Origin of the sequence: Aliidiomarina halalkaliphila (assembly GCF_007096385.1) — a bacterium.
Classification (GTDB): domain Bacteria; phylum Pseudomonadota; class Gammaproteobacteria; order Enterobacterales; family Alteromonadaceae; genus Aliidiomarina; species Aliidiomarina halalkaliphila.
Window position 1 is genome coordinate 673848 of sequence record NZ_VJWL01000001.1, and the last position, 18477, is coordinate 692324.

At 49.4% G+C, this 18477-nt stretch carries 19 protein-coding genes; 4 read left to right on the plus strand and 15 right to left on the minus strand.

Annotated features, from left to right (window positions below):
- Nucleotides 1-105 precede the first annotated feature (105 nt).
- From rplT to FM042_RS03145, 5 genes are all read right to left on the minus strand, one after another.
- Nucleotides 106-465, minus strand: coding sequence for a 50S ribosomal protein L20 (rplT, locus tag FM042_RS03125; RefSeq protein ID WP_143234280.1), 360 nt, complete (start codon nt 463-465; stop codon nt 106-108).
- A gap of 14 nt (nt 466-479) precedes the next feature.
- Nucleotides 480-677: a 50S ribosomal protein L35 gene (rpmI, locus tag FM042_RS03130; protein ID WP_126790895.1), complete on the minus strand. Its 198-nt coding sequence runs from the start codon at nt 675-677 to the stop codon at nt 480-482.
- A 76-nt stretch (nt 678-753) separates the two neighbouring features.
- Complete coding sequence (gene infC, locus FM042_RS03135; RefSeq protein WP_143234281.1) at nt 754-1311, minus strand: translation initiation factor IF-3; 558 nt, start codon at nt 1309-1311, stop codon at nt 754-756.
- Nucleotides 1312-1316: 5 nt separating this feature from the next.
- Complete coding sequence (gene thrS / locus FM042_RS03140) at nt 1317-3233, minus strand: threonine--tRNA ligase (protein WP_143234282.1); 1917 nt, start codon at nt 3231-3233, stop codon at nt 1317-1319.
- 243 nt (nt 3234-3476) lie between these two features.
- On the minus strand, nt 3477-4367 hold the full coding sequence (locus FM042_RS03145) for a DMT family transporter (protein WP_143234283.1): 891 nt from the start codon (nt 4365-4367) through the stop codon (nt 3477-3479).
- A 220-nt stretch (nt 4368-4587) separates the two neighbouring features.
- Here FM042_RS03145 and FM042_RS03150 point away from each other — a divergent pair, with 220 nt between their 5' ends.
- Complete coding sequence (locus FM042_RS03150; protein WP_143234284.1) at nt 4588-4797, plus strand: CPXCG motif-containing cysteine-rich protein; 210 nt, start codon at nt 4588-4590, stop codon at nt 4795-4797.
- Here FM042_RS03150 and FM042_RS03155 read toward each other — a convergent pair.
- Complete coding sequence (locus FM042_RS03155) at nt 4791-5426, minus strand: riboflavin synthase subunit alpha (RefSeq protein ID WP_143234285.1); 636 nt, start codon at nt 5424-5426, stop codon at nt 4791-4793. The genes FM042_RS03150 and FM042_RS03155 overlap by 7 nt on opposite strands.
- Nucleotides 5427-5577: 151 nt before the next feature.
- Here FM042_RS03155 and FM042_RS03160 point away from each other — a divergent pair, with 151 nt between their 5' ends.
- A complete protein-coding gene (locus FM042_RS03160; RefSeq protein WP_185960677.1) occupies nt 5578-6591 on the plus strand; it encodes a DUF3080 family protein in 1014 nt (337 codons plus the stop codon).
- Here the strand turns inward: FM042_RS03160 and FM042_RS03165 are convergent.
- The 4 genes from FM042_RS03165 to FM042_RS03180 all read right to left on the minus strand — a co-directional run bounded on the left by FM042_RS03165 (nt 6588) and on the right by FM042_RS03180 (nt 9560).
- On the minus strand, nt 6588-7535 hold the full coding sequence (locus FM042_RS03165; RefSeq protein ID WP_143234287.1) for a diacylglycerol/lipid kinase family protein: 948 nt from the start codon (nt 7533-7535) through the stop codon (nt 6588-6590). The two genes, FM042_RS03160 and FM042_RS03165, sit on opposite strands and share 4 nt — an antisense overlap.
- Before the next feature lie 109 nt (nt 7536-7644).
- A complete protein-coding gene (locus tag FM042_RS03170; RefSeq protein ID WP_232366346.1) occupies nt 7645-8232 on the minus strand; it encodes a CC0125/CC1285 family lipoprotein in 588 nt (195 codons plus the stop codon).
- 93 nt (nt 8233-8325) lie between these two features.
- Nucleotides 8326-9054 (minus strand): anti-sigma factor, encoded by a 729-nt coding sequence (locus FM042_RS03175; protein ID WP_143234288.1) that lies wholly within the window; start codon nt 9052-9054, stop codon nt 8326-8328.
- A complete protein-coding gene (locus FM042_RS03180) occupies nt 9054-9560 on the minus strand; it encodes an RNA polymerase sigma factor (protein WP_143234289.1) in 507 nt (168 codons plus the stop codon). The genes FM042_RS03175 and FM042_RS03180 overlap by 1 nt, the downstream gene beginning before the upstream one ends.
- Nucleotides 9561-9721: 161 nt before the next feature.
- Here FM042_RS03180 and FM042_RS03185 point away from each other — a divergent pair, with 161 nt between their 5' ends.
- Nucleotides 9722-11191 carry a S8 family serine peptidase gene (locus tag FM042_RS03185; RefSeq protein ID WP_143234290.1) on the plus strand — a complete coding sequence of 490 codons (1470 nt, stop codon included), beginning with the start codon at nt 9722-9724 and terminating at the stop codon, nt 11189-11191.
- 138 nt (nt 11192-11329) lie between these two features.
- On the opposite strand, the gene FM042_RS03190 is transcribed toward FM042_RS03185, so the two are convergent.
- From FM042_RS03190 to FM042_RS03200, 3 genes are all read right to left on the minus strand, one after another.
- The gene (locus FM042_RS03190; RefSeq protein ID WP_143234291.1) at nt 11330-12259 is read right to left on the minus strand and encodes a surface lipoprotein assembly modifier; all 930 of its coding nucleotides are present in this window, start codon (nt 12257-12259) and stop codon (nt 11330-11332) included.
- Nucleotides 12260-12419: 160 nt separating this feature from the next.
- Nucleotides 12420-13124, minus strand: a complete 705-nt coding sequence (locus FM042_RS03195) for a hypothetical protein (protein ID WP_143234292.1) — start codon at nt 13122-13124, stop codon at nt 12420-12422.
- A 109-nt stretch (nt 13125-13233) separates the two neighbouring features.
- Nucleotides 13234-13764, minus strand: a complete 531-nt coding sequence (locus FM042_RS03200) for a M48 family metallopeptidase (RefSeq protein ID WP_185960678.1) — start codon at nt 13762-13764, stop codon at nt 13234-13236.
- 61 nt (nt 13765-13825) lie between these two features.
- Between FM042_RS03200 and FM042_RS03205 the strand changes: the two genes are divergently transcribed.
- Nucleotides 13826-15121: an amidohydrolase gene (locus FM042_RS03205; protein WP_143234294.1), complete on the plus strand. Its 1296-nt coding sequence runs from the start codon at nt 13826-13828 to the stop codon at nt 15119-15121.
- Here the strand turns inward: FM042_RS03205 and FM042_RS03210 are convergent.
- Nucleotides 15087-17201 (minus strand): sensor domain-containing protein, encoded by a 2115-nt coding sequence (locus tag FM042_RS03210; RefSeq protein WP_185960679.1) that lies wholly within the window; start codon nt 17199-17201, stop codon nt 15087-15089. The two genes, FM042_RS03205 and FM042_RS03210, sit on opposite strands and share 35 nt — an antisense overlap.
- A 100-nt stretch (nt 17202-17301) precedes the next feature.
- Nucleotides 17302-18474 carry an amino acid ABC transporter substrate-binding protein gene (locus tag FM042_RS03215; RefSeq protein WP_185960680.1) on the minus strand — a complete coding sequence of 391 codons (1173 nt, stop codon included), beginning with the start codon at nt 18472-18474 and terminating at the stop codon, nt 17302-17304.
- Nucleotides 18475-18477: the final 3 nt, after the last annotated feature.

Consider the following 18477-nt stretch of genomic DNA (forward strand, 5'->3'; position numbering starts at 1 on the left):
CGATGCAGGTATAGGGGAGATCCCCGAAGTTCATCGTGTCTATTTAAGCCAAACAAAAAGGGAGCCTCGCGGCTCCCCTCTTTCTGACAAACTTGAAGCGGCTGCTTACGCGCCCAGACCTTCTTTAGCTTTCGCTACCAAAGCAGAGAAACCTGCTTGGTCGTGAACAGCGATATCCGCCAGGATCTTACGGTCGATTTCAACAGATGCTTTCTTCAAACCGTTGATAAAACGGCTGTAAGACAAACCACCTTGACGCGCCGCAGCGTTAATCCGAACAATCCATAATTGACGGAAAGTACGCTTTTTCGCACGACGGTCACGGTATGCATATTGACCGGCCTTGATTACTGCTTGTTTCGCTACGCGGAATACGCGTGAACGAGCACCATAGTAACCTTTTGCTTTCTTCAGGATTTTCTTGTGACGCGCACGCGCGACCACACCACGTTTTACTCGTGCCATTTCTCAGTCTCCTCTTACGCGTACGGTAACATGCGGTCTACTAAAGCAACATCGCTCTTATGAACCATGCTCTTAGCACGCAAATGACGCTTACGCTTAGAACTCTTCTTGGTCAAAATGTGACGCAAGTGAGACTGTTTGCACTTGTATCCGCCTGAAGCGGTTTTCTTAAAGCGCTTAGTAGCACTTTTTACACTTTTCATTTTTGGCATTGTCGTACTCCGCATTGGATAGCCAATTGAAATAACCAGGTGAACGTTCGGAATAAACGTTACTTGTAAACCTAAATTACTTCTTACTTTCTGGTGCCAGAACCATAATCATCTGGCGACCTTCGGCCCGTCGAGGGAACGATTCGCAGCTTGAAACTTCCTCGAGGTCGGTTTTAATCCGCTCCAACAAGTCAATTCCAATCTCCTGATGCGCCATTTCCCGGCCACGGAAACGAATGGTAACTTTTGCTTTGTCACCACCCTCAAGAAAGCGACGCAGGTTGCGCAGTTTTACCTGGTAATCGCCTTCATCAGTGCCAGGTCGGAATTTAACTTCCTTAACCTGAATCTGTTTTTGCTTTTTCTTTTGCTCTTTCTGCTGCTTACTTTTCTCGTAAAGGAACTTTCCATAATCCATTACGCGACACACAGGCGGCTCAGCATTTGGGCTAATCTCTACCAGATCCAGCCCCGCTTCTGTAGCAGCTTCCAGTGCTTCAGTTAAAGTAACAACCCCCCGCTGTTCGCCTTCTGCGTCAATCAAGCGAATCTCTGGAGCGGTGATATTGTCATTTATACGTGTTTTGTCGACCTTTTGGCCTTTTTTTCCGCCTTTAATTGTGTGTTCCTCCAAGCAGTTTAAGAAATTACGCGAGACGTAACGTCTTCGCGCAGACGAGACATGAAGTCGGCAACCGAAAACTTGCCAAGGTCTTCACCTCGTCGGGTCCGTACCGCGACTTGTCCTTCTTCGACTTCGCGATCACCGACCACCAATAAATACGGCACGCGCTTAAGCGTGTGCTCGCGGATTTTAAAGCCTATCTTCTCATTTCTCAAGTCGGCTTTTGCTCTAAAGCCGTGTTTTTTCAATTCTGCGACCAAATTTTGCGTATATTCGGCCTGATTGTCGGTAATATTCATCACCACAACTTGAGTGGGTGCTAACCAGATTGGGAAAAATCCAGCGTACTCTTCAATGAGAATTCCCATAAAGCGTTCAAGCGACCCCAAAATTGCCCGGTGAATCATCACTGGCACATGGCGTTCATTATCTTCGCCAACATAGGTTGCACCCAAGCGATTAGGCAATGCAAAATCCAGCTGTATTGTACCACACTGCCACGCACGACCTAAGCAATCGAATAAAGTAAATTCAATTTTTGGACCGTAGAAGGCGCCTTCGCCTGGTAAATACTCAAACTCGATGCCATGACTCTTCAGTGCTTCAGCCAGAGCCGACTCTGTGCGATCCCATGTTGCGTCGTCGCCTAAGCGTTTTTCAGGACGTGTGGAGAGCTTTACCACGATCTTATCGAAACCAAAGGTTTTGTAGGTTTCATAGACCATACGAATACAGCCAGCCACTTCGTCTTGTACTTGTGCTTCGGTACAGAAGATATGCGCGTCATCTTGGGTAAAGCCACGAACACGCATTAAACCGTGCAACGCGCCCGATGGTTCATTCCGGTGACAGCAACCAAACTCAGCCATGCGCAGTGGCAAATCACGGTAGGACTTCAACCCTTGGTTAAAAATCTGTACGTGACCAGGACAGTTCATTGGCTTCACCGCATACTCGCGATTCTCCGACGATGTAGTGAACATCAGTTCTGAGAATTTTTCCCAGTGTCCTGAGCGCTCCCAAAGCACACGGTCCATCATGAGCGGACCTTTCACTTCCTGGTAGTTATATTCGTTTAGCTTTTCCCGCACATAGCGTTCAAGTTCTTGGAAAATGGTCCAACCATTGTGGTGCCAAAACACCATTCCCGGCGCTTCTTCCTGCCAATGAAATAGGTCTTGGGATTTACCAATTTTCCGATGATCACGTTTCTCAGCTTCTTCTAACCGCTGCAGATACGCCTTTAATTCTTTCTTATCGGTCCAGGCCGTGCCATAAATCCGCTGCAACATTTTGTTGTCGGAATCACCGCGCCAATACGCCCCTGCCACTTTCATCACTTTAAAGTGCTTACAGAAACGCATATTTGGCACATGCGGGCCACGGCACATATCCACGTATTCTTCGTGGTGATATAACCCTGGCCGGTCTGATTTTGGAATGTTTTCGTCTAAGATTTCAACTTTGTAGCTTTCGCCGCGCTCAACAAAAGTTTCCCGCGCCTCTTCCCAACTCACATTCTTCTTAATGACATCGTATTCGGTTTTAGCCAATTCATGCATACGCTTCTCGAGTGCTTCGAGATCGTCTTGCGACAATGGGCGGTCGATATCAACGTCGTAATAGAATCCATTATCAATCACCGGGCCAATGGCCATTTTGGTATCTGGCCAAAGCTGCTTGATCGCATGACCTAGCAAATGTGCGCAGGAGTGACGAATCACTTCTAAACCCTCGGCGTTTTTCGGTGTAATAATTTCTAAGGATGCGTTCTCTTCAATCAGATCACTGGCATCAACTAGGGTTCCATTCACGCGGCCGGCTACGGTTGCCTTGGCTAAACCAGGGCCAATGTCGTTAGCAACATCAAGCACAGAAACGGCGTGATCAAATTCACGTTGACTACCATCGGGGAGTGTAATTACAGGCATGCTAAATCCTTTCTACAGTGGTGACACCTACCAAGTGCCACTTGTATGTTTCGGTTATGTTCGGCATGGGATCGATATACGTACATCGGGCGCGAACTGCGGTTCAATAAAACCCGTGAATCATAACGGTTTATGCTCTTAAGCGCAACGCAACAGAGGTGATCCAACGTAGGAAAACACGAACAGCCGCCGCGAAACCATTCGTCCGAAGTAATCGCCAAGACTCCATCGAAAACGAGCGTTCTAGCGCAAGAAGAGTAAGGCAATTCCCGCCATTGCAAGCAAGGTACCCGCTAAGGCCCGAAAGCTCACACGTCGGCCTCGAACAAAATTGAGGGATAGCATAAATAACGGCGCCGTGGATAATAAGGTTTGGGCAATGCCTGGTGTCACATAAGCAATAGCCAATTGCTGCAGCCAGATAGCCACAAAGGTACCGAGCAAAATGGCCATGATCAAAATTGAAATTCGGGTTTCTCGAAGTCCTTGGGCGGTAGCCATCAGCATCTTCGGTCGCAATAGAAGCAGTGCCAATGTAAGCACCAAGGTGCCCGCTGACAGTCGAATCATGGCTGCCTGCAAGGCACTCACCTCAAATTGCTGAAAGGCATGGAAGGCCATCACCAGCCCAAGCGCCTGACACAAGGCTGCCGCCACGCCAAACCAGACTCCGATCCGGTTTATCGGCACACCTGCGACAGGTTGACGTTCCGTGAGTACAGTGATTACCCCCACCAACACCACCAGTCCAGCCAAAATTTCAAACACAGTTAGGGTTTCAGACAAAAATAACCAGGCAATAATTGCCGCCAACGGGGGTGCCAGATACTCAAGCAAAATAGTATGCGCAGGCCCTAAACGCCGCAGTGCAGAGAAATAGCACGTATCGCCGATGGTAATGCCAATCACGCCACTCAGGACAAGCAACAATACCGGGCCAAGCGTCCACGCCAGAGCGTGCACATCGCTACTGAGCCAAAGGCCTAATAATAACAAGGGCGACGCCACGACCCCTTTTACCAAGTTCAATTGAGCTGCCGATAAATGATGGCTGCTGCGGCTATACATAAGGGTCGCCAATGCCCAGCTAAAGGCAGCGGCTAGAGCGGCTAATTGGCCCCAATACAAGCTCATAAAATCACCCTCATCGTGGCCCTATGCTCGTTAAATTCATTTAAATTGGCGCTTCACCGCCACACAAAATTCCTTGCTTTACCGCAGCTTTACTCGCTTTACACGGGTTTGCGCCGGCTGTTATGTGCAGGCTTGCTATAGTATGAATAAGTCGCACCATTGATAAAACCTTTCGGGATTTCCGAAATGGAGGTTACCACTACGAATAAGGACACTTTATATGGACGAAGCAAAGTTATGTGACGCACGCATCCATTGCCCTTACTGTGGGCACACGGTTCATCTGAATGTAGATACATCGGAAGAGAACCAAGAGTATGAAGATGAATGTCCAAATTGCGGTGATGTATTGTATATCACCATGCACCGGGACATCGGTGACGATAAAATTCATCTGCGTATTAACACGAGCGACGAACAGTACTACTGAGCCTGTTTAGCGAGCACGCGCCGAACGGTTTCAACGATGGTCATCGTTTGTTGATCTGCTTCAATATTTACGCGCTGACCGGGGCGTTTATCGCCAAGTATCGTAATCGCCAATGTTTCTGGAATGAGATGTAGCCAAAACCCAGAAGCAGTCACGTCACCGACCGTAAGACTCGCCCCATCTACGGCAATAAATCCTTTTGCTAAAATATAATCGAGCCACTTTGGCGCAATTTCAAAATACATGCGACAGTTGTTCGCGCTATCAATCCGCTCTTTTAAAGTCGCCGTTGTATGAATGTGCCCCGATACAATATGACCACCTAACTCTTTGCCCATGGTTAATGAACGTTCAAAGTTAACCGAGTCATCTAGCTCAAGTTCACCTAGGTTGGTTAAACGTAATGTTTCATCGATAATATCAAAACGTACCAGACTGCCATCGGAATCGTTTGATGGCTCAAGGTCAAAACTAGTTACTGTGAGACAACAGCCATTCACGGCAATACTGGCACCGGTTTCAATGCCGCGTAAGTGCTCACGTCCAACACGAAGTTCAAGATGACGAAACGTACCCTTATCTTGAATATGGTTCACCACAGCTTGGGTTTGAACAATACCTGTAAACATGACATCACCTATGCAAAAAATGACGCGCCACAGCCTGTTTCACCGAATGCTCAAAGTCACTCTGGGCGACGCTCTGACGCGTATGCGTTGTAATGGGCAAAGTGTAACTGAAAAAATCAAAGGAGAACACCAATGGAAGGCGCGATCCCTAGTGACTTTTGGAATCGTCGCGGTATTTCTAAGCGGCTGTAGCCGGGGTGTTGAAAACGATTTAGCCGACTATCAACAACGACTTAGTCGCTTACTCGACGAGCCCAAAGTTGCCGTGGAGTTGCCTCCTAACCCACGTATGCCTAGGACTCAAGAGGTGCAAACGCCAATTCCCGAAATCTCGATAAGTTTACTCGACAGTATGCGACTTGACCGTTGCCGTGTTGGTCAATTAGTGGCAGAACGCAATAGCTCCCTTGGACGTGTGCAAAGTACTCAATCCCGCGTACTTTATGAAATACAGATGATTGCTGCCTTACAGGAATGTTTAGCGAGCCCAGCCGCCGATGAAGAACGCATTGCCGAGTTATTAACATCAGCGTTAGCGCATAAAGTGGATACCCTTCCGCTCTGGTTTGATCGCTTTCTTACCAGTGAATCAGTAATCCGTGAACGGATGCGCGTATCCCGCTCTACCCTCAATCTTGAAAACACGCAGCAAGGTAGCGCAAGCGTAGCCGCCCTCACCTATTTTGCTGATGTCTTTACTGGCCTTAGTACTGACCCCTTAGGTTATCAAGTAGACCCGGAGCACTGGAACGAGCATATGCGGCATCTCGGGCAAAATAATTTTCTAAGTGATTTTTGGCGCACCCAACAAGTGGTGCATGGGTATCTGATCGAATTGAACAACATGCTCAACGATGCAGGCGATAAAGTGAGTTGTCAGGGCCAGTCAGTGCCCCAGCAAGCCCATTACCTACAAAACGTTATGCATAGCCTTTGGATTGCAGAACTGCAAACCAAACTTGCTCGTTTACAAGGCTATGAGCAGCAGATCTCCGCTCAATTGCGTCGATTACAGCAATTTGTTCGCCACGAACCATGGCAAAATTACATCGAGGAGTTGATTGGTACCGAGAGTCACGGCGAATATATTCGTGAACATAGCCGTGAGCACGCGCAGCAATATCAAGGCTTTTTAGCACAGTGTGGGTTTGATATCACAAACTAGCTATAGAAGGCATCCGCATGGTTATCCAGAGGGCGACCGCGCAATAGACAGGCGGCGGGAATCGTCCGAATAAATGCGGGGGTCTCACCTAAATACTCCCCGTCCACTTCAATAGGCAAGCCAACGGTTTGCACCTGGAGTGCATGAAACTGACCACAGTGCACTTCCTTAAATTGAATATGGGTGCCCCGATAGATCCGACGCAGCGCTCTCAGCTTACGCAGTATTCCGGCAGTTTCTACAAAACAATAGGCTAGCACGCCATCATCGACATGCGCATGAGGCGCGATTTTCATGCCGTTCCCAAAATAAGGGCCGTTGGCAAAGTTAAGCATAAAGAAAGGCCGACTCGATAGCGCCAAAAGCTTTTGTGAGCTTCCGGAAAGCTCGATTGGCTGCGCATTTACCGTAAAAAGAATGCGTAGCGCGGTGAACAAATAACTTAGGCTTGGAAATCGTCCTTTGCGCCCTTGCAAGCGTTTAGCAACATGGGCATCAAAGCCTACCCCCGCCACGTTAATAAAATACCGTTGGTTTACTTGACCTAAATCTATGGCATGCACATCCCCGTGAATGGCTTGTTGAATCCACTCTGAAAGCGATTGCTGCTTATAGGTTTTACCAAAATAACCGCGCGCAAAATCATTGCCGGTACCGCAAGGAATATAGCCCATCGGTAAACGATAGCCGGCAAGCGCATTGACTGCCTGATGGAGGGTGCCATCACCTCCCACCACAATCACATCGGTAATTGTGTGCGCACGCAATTGATCTTCCACCGCAACCACGGTTTTCTGCAAAAGTTCATGGGTTTCTAAACGAACGAAAGGAATAGCGCGCTGTTCAAGCTCAGCCATTAATGCATCGACCACCTGGCGGCGGTAACTTGAGCTCGCGGGGTTGATGAGCAACAGAATGCGCTTGTTCTCACCTATCTGAGTCATCAGTACTCCCCGCAGCCATGGGCACCCGCGGTGCCCTTTTCTTTATACTAGCGGTTTATCCTTGATTTTCAATGAAACCATCAATGTTTCATATATTTGCTGAAATAACCTAGCCATTACTCGATTCAGGTTTCAGATTGTTGTACACCTCGCGGGCATCAAAAGTTTGCCCTTCTTCCGGTCGTACACCGCGTCCCATACGCACTTCCAAGACAGTTTCTACCACACTTCGATCGTCCCCGAGGGCAATCCCCATATGGTAGCTACGTACCGGACGACGATATACGCGGCACCCTAATGGGGTGCAATCGCGAATGGTTTCATACCCCGCGCCAGCGCCAAAGCTGCTGCCAGAGCTTACACGCTCACGATTAACAAACGTCTCCCGATTCACTACTTGAAACCAGTCATACTCTTGTTCCAACGTAAGTTCACTTGCGCGCAATAATGCGTAATCCATGGCCAAGGTGGTATTGTCACCACGGGCTTTAAAATTCACTCGGTAGTGGTTATCGGTAATTTTGCGTTCACTGTACCCAAAACCACTGCCATCGGCAGCACGATACGGCGACGCACTTGAGCATGCGGTTAACGCCCACGCCACCAGTAATAGTGCACCAATTTGTAGAATCTGTGAAAGCACTGTGGTGTCTTGCCACCGTGCTGTTTTTTGTGTCGCTGTCGTCGTTTTCTTCACAACTACCTCCGTAATGTCATGATATCAGTCTAGTTATCAAAACAGACTGTCGTAAAGGTATCTTACTGAATCTTTGCGTGTTCTTCGTCGGATTTAATCCAGATCCGCTAACCGTGCCTGTTCCTCTTCAATGCTGAGCGCGGCACTGCCATCTAACACCTGCAAAGTAACTTCCATAAGTTGGCTTGCAGAGGCGGCCGCATAATCACCTGCTTCGGTATTGCTACGGTAAGCCGTAGCCACTGGCAACCATGCATTCCCACTGCGACAGGCAATTTCATCTCGGGTAAACTCTCCGTGTATGGCATAGCTGCGGCACAAACGGCCATCTCCCGCCGTAAAGCTAAAGTACGGCTGCAACTCATCACCACTCGCCAGTATAGCCCTTTGCCCACTTGCCGTTGCATTCAGTGCATCGCCAATCTGCGCCCAATAACTTGGTCCCATTGTTGTGTCACCCGAGGGCAACATTTGCCCCGCACCGATTCCAATCAGTAAGGCAACGCCTGCGGCCAAGGCAACGTGTTCTCTTAGCTTTTGTTTCGCTGCTTGCCATGCAGAGATTTGCACCACAGTATTTGATTCTGGATGCTCTGCCTGGGCTGCTGGGCTATCCGTTAATAGCGCCTGCAACTGTTTTGGCACCGGTGTACGATCGATTTGTGCCGCGTAACTATTCACCGCGTCATCAACTTGGCTCAACATCGCTAACCGATCTGAAAGCGTTTCATCACGAGCGAGGGCTAATCGAACCTCATCCATGTCTTTGCGCGAAAGCTCGTTATCGAGAAATGCGGAGAGTTTTTCATCACTGATTGCCATTAGTGTAACTCCTTTTCTGTGCCATACAGTTGCTGAGCAAGCGCGCTCCTTGCGCGTGCTAGCCGACTCATTACCGTACCGATGGGAATATTTAATGATTCTGCGGTTTCCCGATAGGACATGCCTTGAACCGCGATCATGGCCAACACTTCATGTTGATCCGCAGGTAACCGCTTCATCGCTTCACCCACATGATTGAGTTCCATTTCGGTTTCAATCACATCGGTGCCATTCACCTGCTGAGCTTGTTGTAGATCCGTATCGAAGGTGGCATTTTCCCGAACACGACGGGCACGATAATCATCGATCCACAGGTTTCGACAAACCCGAAACGCCCACTTTAATAACTCCACATCGTCAGGAACCGGGCGCGTAAGAATGCGCTCAACGGTTTGCTGCACCAAATCATCGGCATCCGGCATGGATGTCGTGAGTGAAAATGCAAATCGACGTAAGGGTGGAAGTAAACTTGCCAACTCCGCTTTTCGCCTTGACGATGCACTCATATAGTCAATCTCCGAAGTCACGTGCGGGTCATCTAGTCACATAACGCGCCAGCATATGGGTTTATTCCATAAAAATTGCAAAAAATGAAATAGATTAGGGTCTGAAACGTTACTATAGTAAGACAGTAATTTAATTTTCTGAACCAGAGGTACAGAATATCATGCCATGGCTTGCAAGAACGCTCTACTTCACCATAGCCGCGAGCATAGCGCTCATTCCTCTGTTAGCGAGTAGCCAACAGGCCCCGAATGTGCCTAATGTTCCCGTGGTTAACCCAGCGGAACGTGCCATTGAACGGCAAATTGAGCGGGCGACGCGACAGGCCGAACGACTTGAGCGAAACTTGCCGAGTGCCGCTGAAATCGGCCAGGCTCGTGCCCTTGAACAGATTGCAAGTAATACAGAGCGGACGATTGAGCGCTTGTCTAGCCTCGATCCCCTTTCCAACCTTCCCGAGCGCCTGTCGATTCGTGATAAGGAAGGCGTTGAACGCTTTGTCGATATCGAAATCGAGCCTGGTCGACGCGCGATCGAGCGGCAATGGGTGTTAATGCTAGATAACGAGGCATTAGCGCAATTCCCCCAACAAGCACCAGAACTGTGGAAATACCTCACTGAAAACGAAACCTTATCTGGGTTAGGTCAGAATATCCTGACATTTACGGTGCCCCGTCATCTCGACAACCGCGCGGGAGTTGAGCGTTTAGTCCCAACAGGTTTACATCAAGCCTTAGACCGCAACCATATTTACCAAGCGACTGGTGATCTTCGTCCTGAACAAATGCCTTCAGAGCAAGCCAGTATTCCGGTTCCCCCCCTGCAATTGCAATGGCCTGCCCGATCAGTGTGCACAGCGCCCTTACGCATTGGTGTGGTTGATACCGGCATTCATTCAGATCACCCTGCCTTTGCACAAGCCGTCACGGAAGGTCGCTTAATACGTCGCGGATTTCTAGACCGAGATATCCCCCAGCCGGGTCATCATGGCACGGCAGTTACAGGCATTCTCATTGGTGCTGCTGAGAATCATCCGGCACTTCTCCCAGATGCCACTGTGTATCATGCGGAAGTGTTTTATCAACAATCGGTTTACCATCAAGGCGCATCCCTAACCCACCTGATCCGCGCATTAAGCTGGCTCAGCGAGCAGCAGGTGCAAGCCATTAACCTGAGCCTTACCGGTCCAGAGAACCGTTTGTTAGCGCAAACCGTGCGACGCTTACACCAAGCCAATATCGCTGTGATTGCTGCCGTCGGTAACGACGGTCCGCACGCGCCGAAACTCTATCCTGCTGCTTACGATGAAGTGATTGGTGCCACTGCCGTGGATAGCTATGGTCGAATTTACCGTTGGGCCAACCAAGGGGAGCATGTGGAATTTGCGGGCTTTGGCGTGTCTGTTTTGGCACCACGCGCAGACAATCAATGGGGGTACGAGTCAGGTACATCTATGGCCGCACCTTTTGTCACAGCGCATGCGGCCTGTTCCGCCCAAGATACAGTTACAGCAACACGCGCTGAACTGAAAAAACGCGCATATGCGGAGAAGCAGGAGCGAGATCCCACCATTGGCTTTGGTGTTTTGCATCCCGCGTTGATTATTAACGGTGTGTTAGCGAACACGCACTAAACAAGAAGCGTACACGGCAAACACCTGCACCTAGGATCATAAAAGCCTGAACCACAAAGATGTGATTCAGGCTTTTTTCTGGCAATTTTTTGGATAGCCTATGGCGGTGGAGCTTCGACTTGAACGAGCACTGGCTTACTAGAAGCGCAAGCGAAGTCCAATTGAAGCACGCGTTTCATCGTAATCGGCTGTCTCTAGGTTAGACGAATAATCGCCATGCTCAACCTGGCCAATAAAGGCGAGTTGCCGCCAGACAGGGAGTTCAACTCGAGCATCAATAACTTGATGACGATCAGAGCGCGGCTCGCTAATGATCGTGGTCATTCCTTCGTAGTCCCGATCATGCCAGCGATATCCTAGTTGGAATCTTCCATCCCCTGCTGCAAACGAGAACCGAGTGGAATAGCGGATACGGAGCGTATTTGCCTTATAGGAGTATTCATTACTGCTTGCATCTTCATCATCATGGTTGGCACCAAGCAAAATAAAGCTACGACCTTCATTAAAGAAGTAAAAAACATCCGCTGAAACACCCACCGCATCTGCGTCACGCTCGGAAAAGTCCGCAAAGGTCTTATCAGACTGATTTAAGGCTAGCCGCGCGTAAAACTGGTCGCCTAACATACGCGCTACATAAATAGAGCGTTGATGTAAATCTAGAAATGAATCGCCACCTAAGCTCGCATCAGCAAAGTAATAGTTACCGCCAACGGTATACACATCAAAGTCATAGCTCACATCTGCGTACACGAGGTGCATTGCCAAATCAAACTCATTGAACTCGCGATAACGTCGGTCGCTGTAACTGTAGCCCCCGTCGATATTCCACGACGGTGCAGGTTGCCATTGGGCGTCTAATGCAACTTCAATCACGGTGGCGGTATCTGACTCGCCAATTGCCGTTTCCAGTTCACTCACACTCACATTACTGTTGTGTTCACCAGATACGTCAACACGGCCCGAAAACGAAAATGAATCTGACGCGTCTTGCGCCGATGCTATGCCTGCAGAAAGTGCACAAGCCAATGCCAGCGCAATTGGACTTAACTTTGTGATTCGGTTATTCATAGATTTCTCCAACGCTCATCGTTTTGGTACCCATGCCTCAGCCAGATAGTCTCTGAACCGTGCATGTACACGGCGATAGCTCAAGGTTTCTCGACCTTGAGTATAGATACGTTTAGAACAAAGAAACAGAGGGGGAGCCCCCCTCTGTTGTCGGTCATGATTAGCCACCATTCGGGCCGACACGATTACGGATGTTATCGCGAACATTACCACGTACATCACTACGTACTGTTTCCGATACCGTGGTACGTACACTTTCCGATACGGTCGCGCCTACTTGGCCTGCAACTTCAGCACTTACCTGTGCTCCTACATTACCCGCAGCTTCCGAGCGAACTAGGTCGGTCATTACAGAGCGCATTTCTGCGGCTGTTGATGTCGCTAATTCCGCGGTTGCACTTCCTGTGCTCTCTGCACGGTTTTCGAGCTCACTGCGCATCATTTCTGCGCGTTCCTGACCAGCTTCCACTTCCTGTTCTGTGCGCGCTTGTGCACGAGCGGTGGTATTCCCTAGCGCCTCGAGCGCGGCTTCGGCAACAGATGTTCCCTCTTCCTGCGCTTGCTGAACGGCACTTGACACGTTCAAGCCGATTTCAGCATTGGCGTTTGCTTCTGCGCGCGCTTCAGCAGATGCTTCAGATTCGGCGTCAGATTGCGCTTCGCTTTGTGCAGATTGCTCTTGCTCAGTATCTGCAGAAGACGACTGTGAAGCTTGCGTCCGGGCATTTACTGAAGCTGAAGCACTAACACGTGCTTGAGCGTCAACGCTTGTATCTTGCTCGTCTGCAAAAGCTGCTGGAGCAGATGCTCCTAAGGCGAAAGCACAAGCGATAGCAAGAACTGATGGTTTAAACATGGTTTTCATGGTCATTACCTCCGTTTGTCACAAATGACACCTAGGTAACGTCACAGGCTTGCGCTTTATTCCGTAAAGAATGGGTAAGCTAAAAATTCAGGGCACTTACATACCGCGTTTATTCGCCATGAAGTTCTTTATGCAGCTTCCGCCAATGGGGAATAGCATCCTCCATAAGCCGGTAAAAACGTTTGTTATGGCCAGGTTCAAGTAAATGCACCAATTCATGCACAAGCACATATTCGAGTAAGGTATCGGATTTCGATGCCAGCATCATACTCAGCCAAATTTTCTTGGTACGCAGGTTACAACTGCCCCAGCGGGTTTTCATCAAGCGTACGCCAAAGGCCGATGCTTTCACTCCGAGTTTCTGCTCCCACCGCGGTGCAAGGGCATGAACTCGCGCTAACAATGCGTTGCGGGCACGGGTTGAGTTATCGATAGGATGTGTGCGTGGCAGTGCTTTCGCACGCTGTTTCTGCTTTAAGATCCAGTCTTCACGTTCCTGTACAAATTGATACAGCACATGGTCGGATACATGGTGAGGGGCAGACAAATGCACAGTGGCATCGGTGGCCCTAATCCGCAAACGAATTGATTTCATTTGTTTTCGGGTGACCGAAATAGGAATTCCTGAGGCTGTCCGCATGTTGCGCTCCATGGTACTCACTGCAATACTGAGCTTAACACACACCTTCGGAGTCAAATAGATGAAGCACACCATTATTGTTCTGCTGGCGATTTCCGCCAGTTTTTTTGCCTTTACCAGTCATGGAAACTCACCAGCCCATGTCATCATTAGTGACGCCCTTGAACAGCGCGTGATTGAGTGGCGCCGTGACATTCATCAGAACCCAGAATTAAGTAACCGAGAGTTTCGTACAGCGGGAGTCGTTGCCGACCATTTGCGTGACTTAGGCCTAGAAGTCACCACAGAAATCGCGCATACCGGCGTTGTTGGCGTGCTTCGTGGCGGCCGTCCTGGCCCGACCATCGCGTTACGGGCAGATATGGACGCCCTCCCGGTGAAAGAGATGACAGATGTACCCTTTGCGTCCACTGCCACCGGCGAGTACCGTGGTCGCGAAGTGCCCGTCATGCATGCCTGTGGTCATGATCTTCACGTAGCTATGTTAATGGGCGCAGCCGAGTACTTAGCTAGCATGCAAGAACAGCTCGCCGGTACTGTGATGTTTATATTCCAGCCTGCTGAAGAAGGCGCCCCTGAGGGGGAAGAAGGGGGCGCGGAACTCATGCTGAAAGAAGGGCTTTTCGATATCGTGCAACCCGAGGCGGTGCTCGGTATCCACGTATGGTCCGCGGGTACCACAGGCCATATTGGCTATCGCAAGGGCCCTCTAATGGCATCTTCCGATCGCTTTGAAATCCGCGTACGCGGTGAACAGACCCATGGTTCGCGTCCTTGGGGCGGTGTCGATCCCATCGTCGTCGCTGGCCAGATCATCAATAACGTGCAAACCATTGTCAGCCGTCAAGTAGATATCACTAAAGCGCCTGCGGTAGTCAGTTTTGGGATCGTTGAGGGTGGTGTTCGTAATAATATAATCCCAGACGAAGTCTACCTTGAAGGCACCATTCGTAACTTCGATATGGGTATTCGTAGTCAGATCTTCGAAAAACTAACGACCACCGCGGAAATGACAGCGGCAGCCAGTGGTGCACAAGCAGAGGTAACCATTCATGAAGGCTACCCAGTGACCGTGAACGACCCTGAATTAGTTGCCCGCATGATGCCCACCACGGAACGTATTGTCGGTCGTGAGCAGGTGTATGAAGCAGATTTGGTAACTGGTGCAGAGGATTTTTCGTTCTATGCGATGGAAGTGCCCGGTATGTTCGTGTTCTTAGGAATTACGCCACCGGATCAGGATCCAGCCACGGCACCGAGTAATCACTCCCCCTACTTCTATGCCGATGAAGCTGCATTACGCGTAGGAACCGAACTCTTTATTAATTGGGTGCTGGATTATCCAACGGCGCGTTAAGTTCGTGACGTAAAAACTCATTGAGGTCCGCTAGGGGCATCGGTCTCGCAAAATAATATCCTTGCAGCAAGGTACAGCCTTGCTGCTTAAGGATGGCTTCCTGCTCTGCAGTTTCGATGCCTTCGGCCACCGTAACGAGCGATAAGTGATGAGCCAAATCAATAATCCCCCCAACGATGGCACAGTCACGCTCACTTTCGGTCACTTCATGAATAAATGAACGATCTATTTTTAATTTATGCACGGGCAAAAGCCGTAAATAGCTTAAGCTCGAATAACCGGTACCGAAATCATCGATAGACACGCGAATGCCCATGTTTTGCAAGCTATGCAGCGTGTCGATAGCGATTTCCTCATCGTGAAAGAGCACCCCTTCTGTCACTTCAATTTCTAGCATAGAAGGTTCAAGGGAGAACTCCTGTAATAGCTTCTCAATATTGCATAAGAAATTACTGCGGGTAAATTGTAACGGCGAAATGTTCACAGCAACCGTCAGTGGTTCCTCACGGGTTTGATTGAGTTTTGCAATGGTTGTACAGGCCTCGCGCAATACCCAATCGCCAATTGCAATAATTTGCCCAGTTTGCTCCGCTAACGGAATAAACACCGCTGGTGAGATCATGCCTCGCTTTGGGTGAATCCAGCGCACTAAGGCTTCGACACTTACCGTGCGGCCTGTTTTCGAATCGACAATAGGCTGAAAATGCAACTGCAAATCATCCTGCTGCAAAGCCCCTTCTAGCTCACGGCGTAAAATAACCCGCTCGTTCATCTGCTCAGTAATTTCGGAGGAATACCAATGAACGGTATTACGGCCCCCTTTTTTCGCCTGATACATGGCCATATCTGCTTGCCGAATCAGCATGTGAGGTTCCCGCGCGAGGATAGGGTTCGAAAATTCTCCCTCTGCAATACCGATACTTGCGGTGAGATACACGGTTTCAGAATCTATCGAGAAGGGTTGCGAAAGCGTGGTTAAAATACGCTCGGCAACAACCTGAGCGTCATCCACGTGCATCAATGAGGGTAAGAGAAGTAGGAATTCATCGCCGTTATACCGAGCCAACGTATCTCCCGGCTCAATCACATCACTAATTCGCTCCGCTACGTGTTGCAGAATTTTATCGCCAACAATGTGCCCTAAGCTATCGTTTATCGGTTTAAACTCATCCAGATCCACGTAAAGCACCACCAAACTGCGATGGTTGCGAATGGCCAGTTCCGCATCATGGCTTAATCGCTCTTCAAACAAACTCCGATTAGGAAGGCCCGTTAGCACATCGTGGGTACTTTGATAGTCGAGCCGGTTTTCTGCTTCTATTCGACGGCTGATATCTTGTTGAACGCCGATAAAATGAGTTATCTCACCACTGTTATCCCGTACCGGCGAAATATATAAATCATTCCAAAAAGGCGTGCCGTCTTTACGGTAATTACGAATCACCACGTTCACATCGCTGCCTTGTGAAATCGCAGTGCGCAACTTGCTCACAACCTCTGGATCGCTCCCCTCACCTTGCAGAAATCGACAATTTCGCCCTAATACCTCACTTTCGCTATAACCTGTCATTTTTAAAAATGCTGGGTTTACATAGGTAAGTGGGTGATCCGGTTGCTTTGCGTCAGCAATAATAATGCCATTAGCACTTGAATCAACGCTACGCTTTAACACCCGCATTTCTTCTTCGTTAAACACATCGTGGCTAATATCTTTCGATATTCCAAAAACTTCGATGACTTTCCCTTCTACCGTCAGGGGTAAGTTAATAATCTCGATATGCCGAAGGTTGCCTTGTAAATCAAGGGCACGGGTTTGGTAGCGAAGGCGCTCACCATGTATCGCTCGTTCGAAGTATCCGATGACTTCCGCTTTGTCGTCATCGAGCATAAACTCAGTAAAATGATGTCCAACTATGTCGGATTCATTGCAGTTGAGCATTTCACAAAGACTTTTATTAGCGCTTGTCACATATCCTTTCAAATCCAAAGAAAACACGTGATCCGGATGATGAGTAAATAAACTCTCATACCGGCTCTGCTGCTCCAACAACTGTAGACGAGTATCCTCGGCTTTTGACACGTGCCACCTTCCTTGCATCCACTGCACTCATGACATCATAGTGCTCGCCTTTCTAAAGATTAAATCGGCAAAAATGAAACATTAATAAGTTCACGATAACTCAGTGTATGGCCCCTCTTGCCTGCTCGGCTGGCCACACCACGACCTTCTCGCCATCCTGCCATTGAATAATCACTCCCTGATTCGCTTCCTGATAACCACGCTCATCAACGCGGAAACGGCCAAAAACGGTAAAGATATCTAAATCAAGCAACTCTCGACGGATGGAGTCTGCCGACAATGAACGTGCCCGGCGTACCGCTTCCGTCCAAATCTGACAAGTGCCATAGGCCCCCGCAGCATGGAAACTCGGATCGCGGTCAAAGCGATCGCGATAGCTTTGGGTAAACTCACTGATCCCCGGATGGTCCAATGTGGGTTCCCATGCAGACAACCCAAGCACCCCTTCAGCACGTTCTCCCAGCGCATCGTAAAATTCTTGCACGGCGCCCGAGGTTCCAAAAAATGCCAATTCGACACCGTGATCGGCTAAGGCATTTTGCATCGCAATAAAATCATCAAGGGCACTAGCAGCCATCGCTACCACCTCAGCTCCGGATGCAGAAATCGCCTCTGCAAGTGCACTAAAATCATCGAGCCCGCTGCGATAGGTTTCATGCAGTACCAAATCGAGCTCACGGGCATTAACCTCAGCTACCGCCCCCTGACCTGCTGCGCGAGGAAACAACTGATCTTCCTGAATCACGGCAATAGAGCGGTGGCCATGCTGTTCAGCAATCGCAATCACGCCACTGAGAAACACTTCAGCGGGGGGCAATACCATAAATAGATACTCCCGGCCCTGCTCCCAAATGGAGGTCGTCGCCGCTAGCGGCGATACATGCACCATGCGATGGGCTTCGCTAATCGGTGCAATCGCCTCGGTCAGCGTTGAGCCATAAGGCCCCCAAATCGCATCGACATTGTCTTCCTCGATCAGTTTAGTATATAGCTCGCGGGCTCGCTCCGAATTTGATTCATCGTCATAAATAATGAGTTCCACTGGGCGCTGCAACACACCGCCACTGGAGTTCAAATGGGCTTCGCACAAGCGGTATCCATTGAGGGCGGCACCGCCTTGGGTCGCATAGGCACCCGTTTGCGACATCGTGGCACCAATACGAATGGGAATCGGCTCTTCAAACAACTCAATCGGGGTGTCAGGGGTGCACCCCAACAAGGCTGTTGCAGCAAGTAAAGAAAGCGAAGGAATAGTAATTGCGCGGGCCACCATGAA

Bases quoted from the DNA above. Each gene is read 5' to 3' on its own strand.
- rplT (WP_143234280.1), bottom strand. From the start codon at position 465: ATGGCACGAGTAAAACGTGGTGTGGTCGCGCGTGCGCGTCACAAGAAA.
- rpmI (WP_126790895.1), bottom strand. From the start codon at position 677: ATGCCAAAAATGAAAAGTGTAAAAAGTGCTACTAAGCGCTTTAAGAAA.
- thrS (WP_143234282.1), bottom strand. From the start codon at position 3,233: ATGCCTGTAATTACACTCCCCGATGGTAGTCAACGTGAATTTGATCAC.
- FM042_RS03145 (WP_143234283.1), bottom strand. From the start codon at position 4,367: ATGAGCTTGTATTGGGGCCAATTAGCCGCTCTAGCCGCTGCCTTTAGC.
- FM042_RS03150 (WP_143234284.1), top strand. From the start codon at position 4,588: ATGGACGAAGCAAAGTTATGTGACGCACGCATCCATTGCCCTTACTGT.
- FM042_RS03155 (WP_143234285.1), bottom strand. From the start codon at position 5,426: ATGTTTACAGGTATTGTTCAAACCCAAGCTGTGGTGAACCATATTCAA.
- FM042_RS03165 (WP_143234287.1), bottom strand. From the start codon at position 7,535: ATGACTCAGATAGGTGAGAACAAGCGCATTCTGTTGCTCATCAACCCC.
- FM042_RS03175 (WP_143234288.1), bottom strand. From the start codon at position 9,054: ATGGCAATCAGTGATGAAAAACTCTCCGCATTTCTCGATAACGAGCTT.
- FM042_RS03180 (WP_143234289.1), bottom strand. From the start codon at position 9,560: ATGAGTGCATCGTCAAGGCGAAAAGCGGAGTTGGCAAGTTTACTTCCA.
- FM042_RS03185 (WP_143234290.1), top strand. From the start codon at position 9,722: ATGCCATGGCTTGCAAGAACGCTCTACTTCACCATAGCCGCGAGCATA.
- FM042_RS03190 (WP_143234291.1), bottom strand. From the start codon at position 12,259: ATGAATAACCGAATCACAAAGTTAAGTCCAATTGCGCTGGCATTGGCT.
- FM042_RS03195 (WP_143234292.1), bottom strand. From the start codon at position 13,124: ATGAAAACCATGTTTAAACCATCAGTTCTTGCTATCGCTTGTGCTTTC.
- FM042_RS03200 (WP_185960678.1), bottom strand. From the start codon at position 13,764: ATGCGGACAGCCTCAGGAATTCCTATTTCGGTCACCCGAAAACAAATG.
- FM042_RS03205 (WP_143234294.1), top strand. From the start codon at position 13,826: ATGAAGCACACCATTATTGTTCTGCTGGCGATTTCCGCCAGTTTTTTT.
- FM042_RS03215 (WP_185960680.1), bottom strand. From the start codon at position 18,474: ATGGTGGCCCGCGCAATTACTATTCCTTCGCTTTCTTTACTTGCTGCA.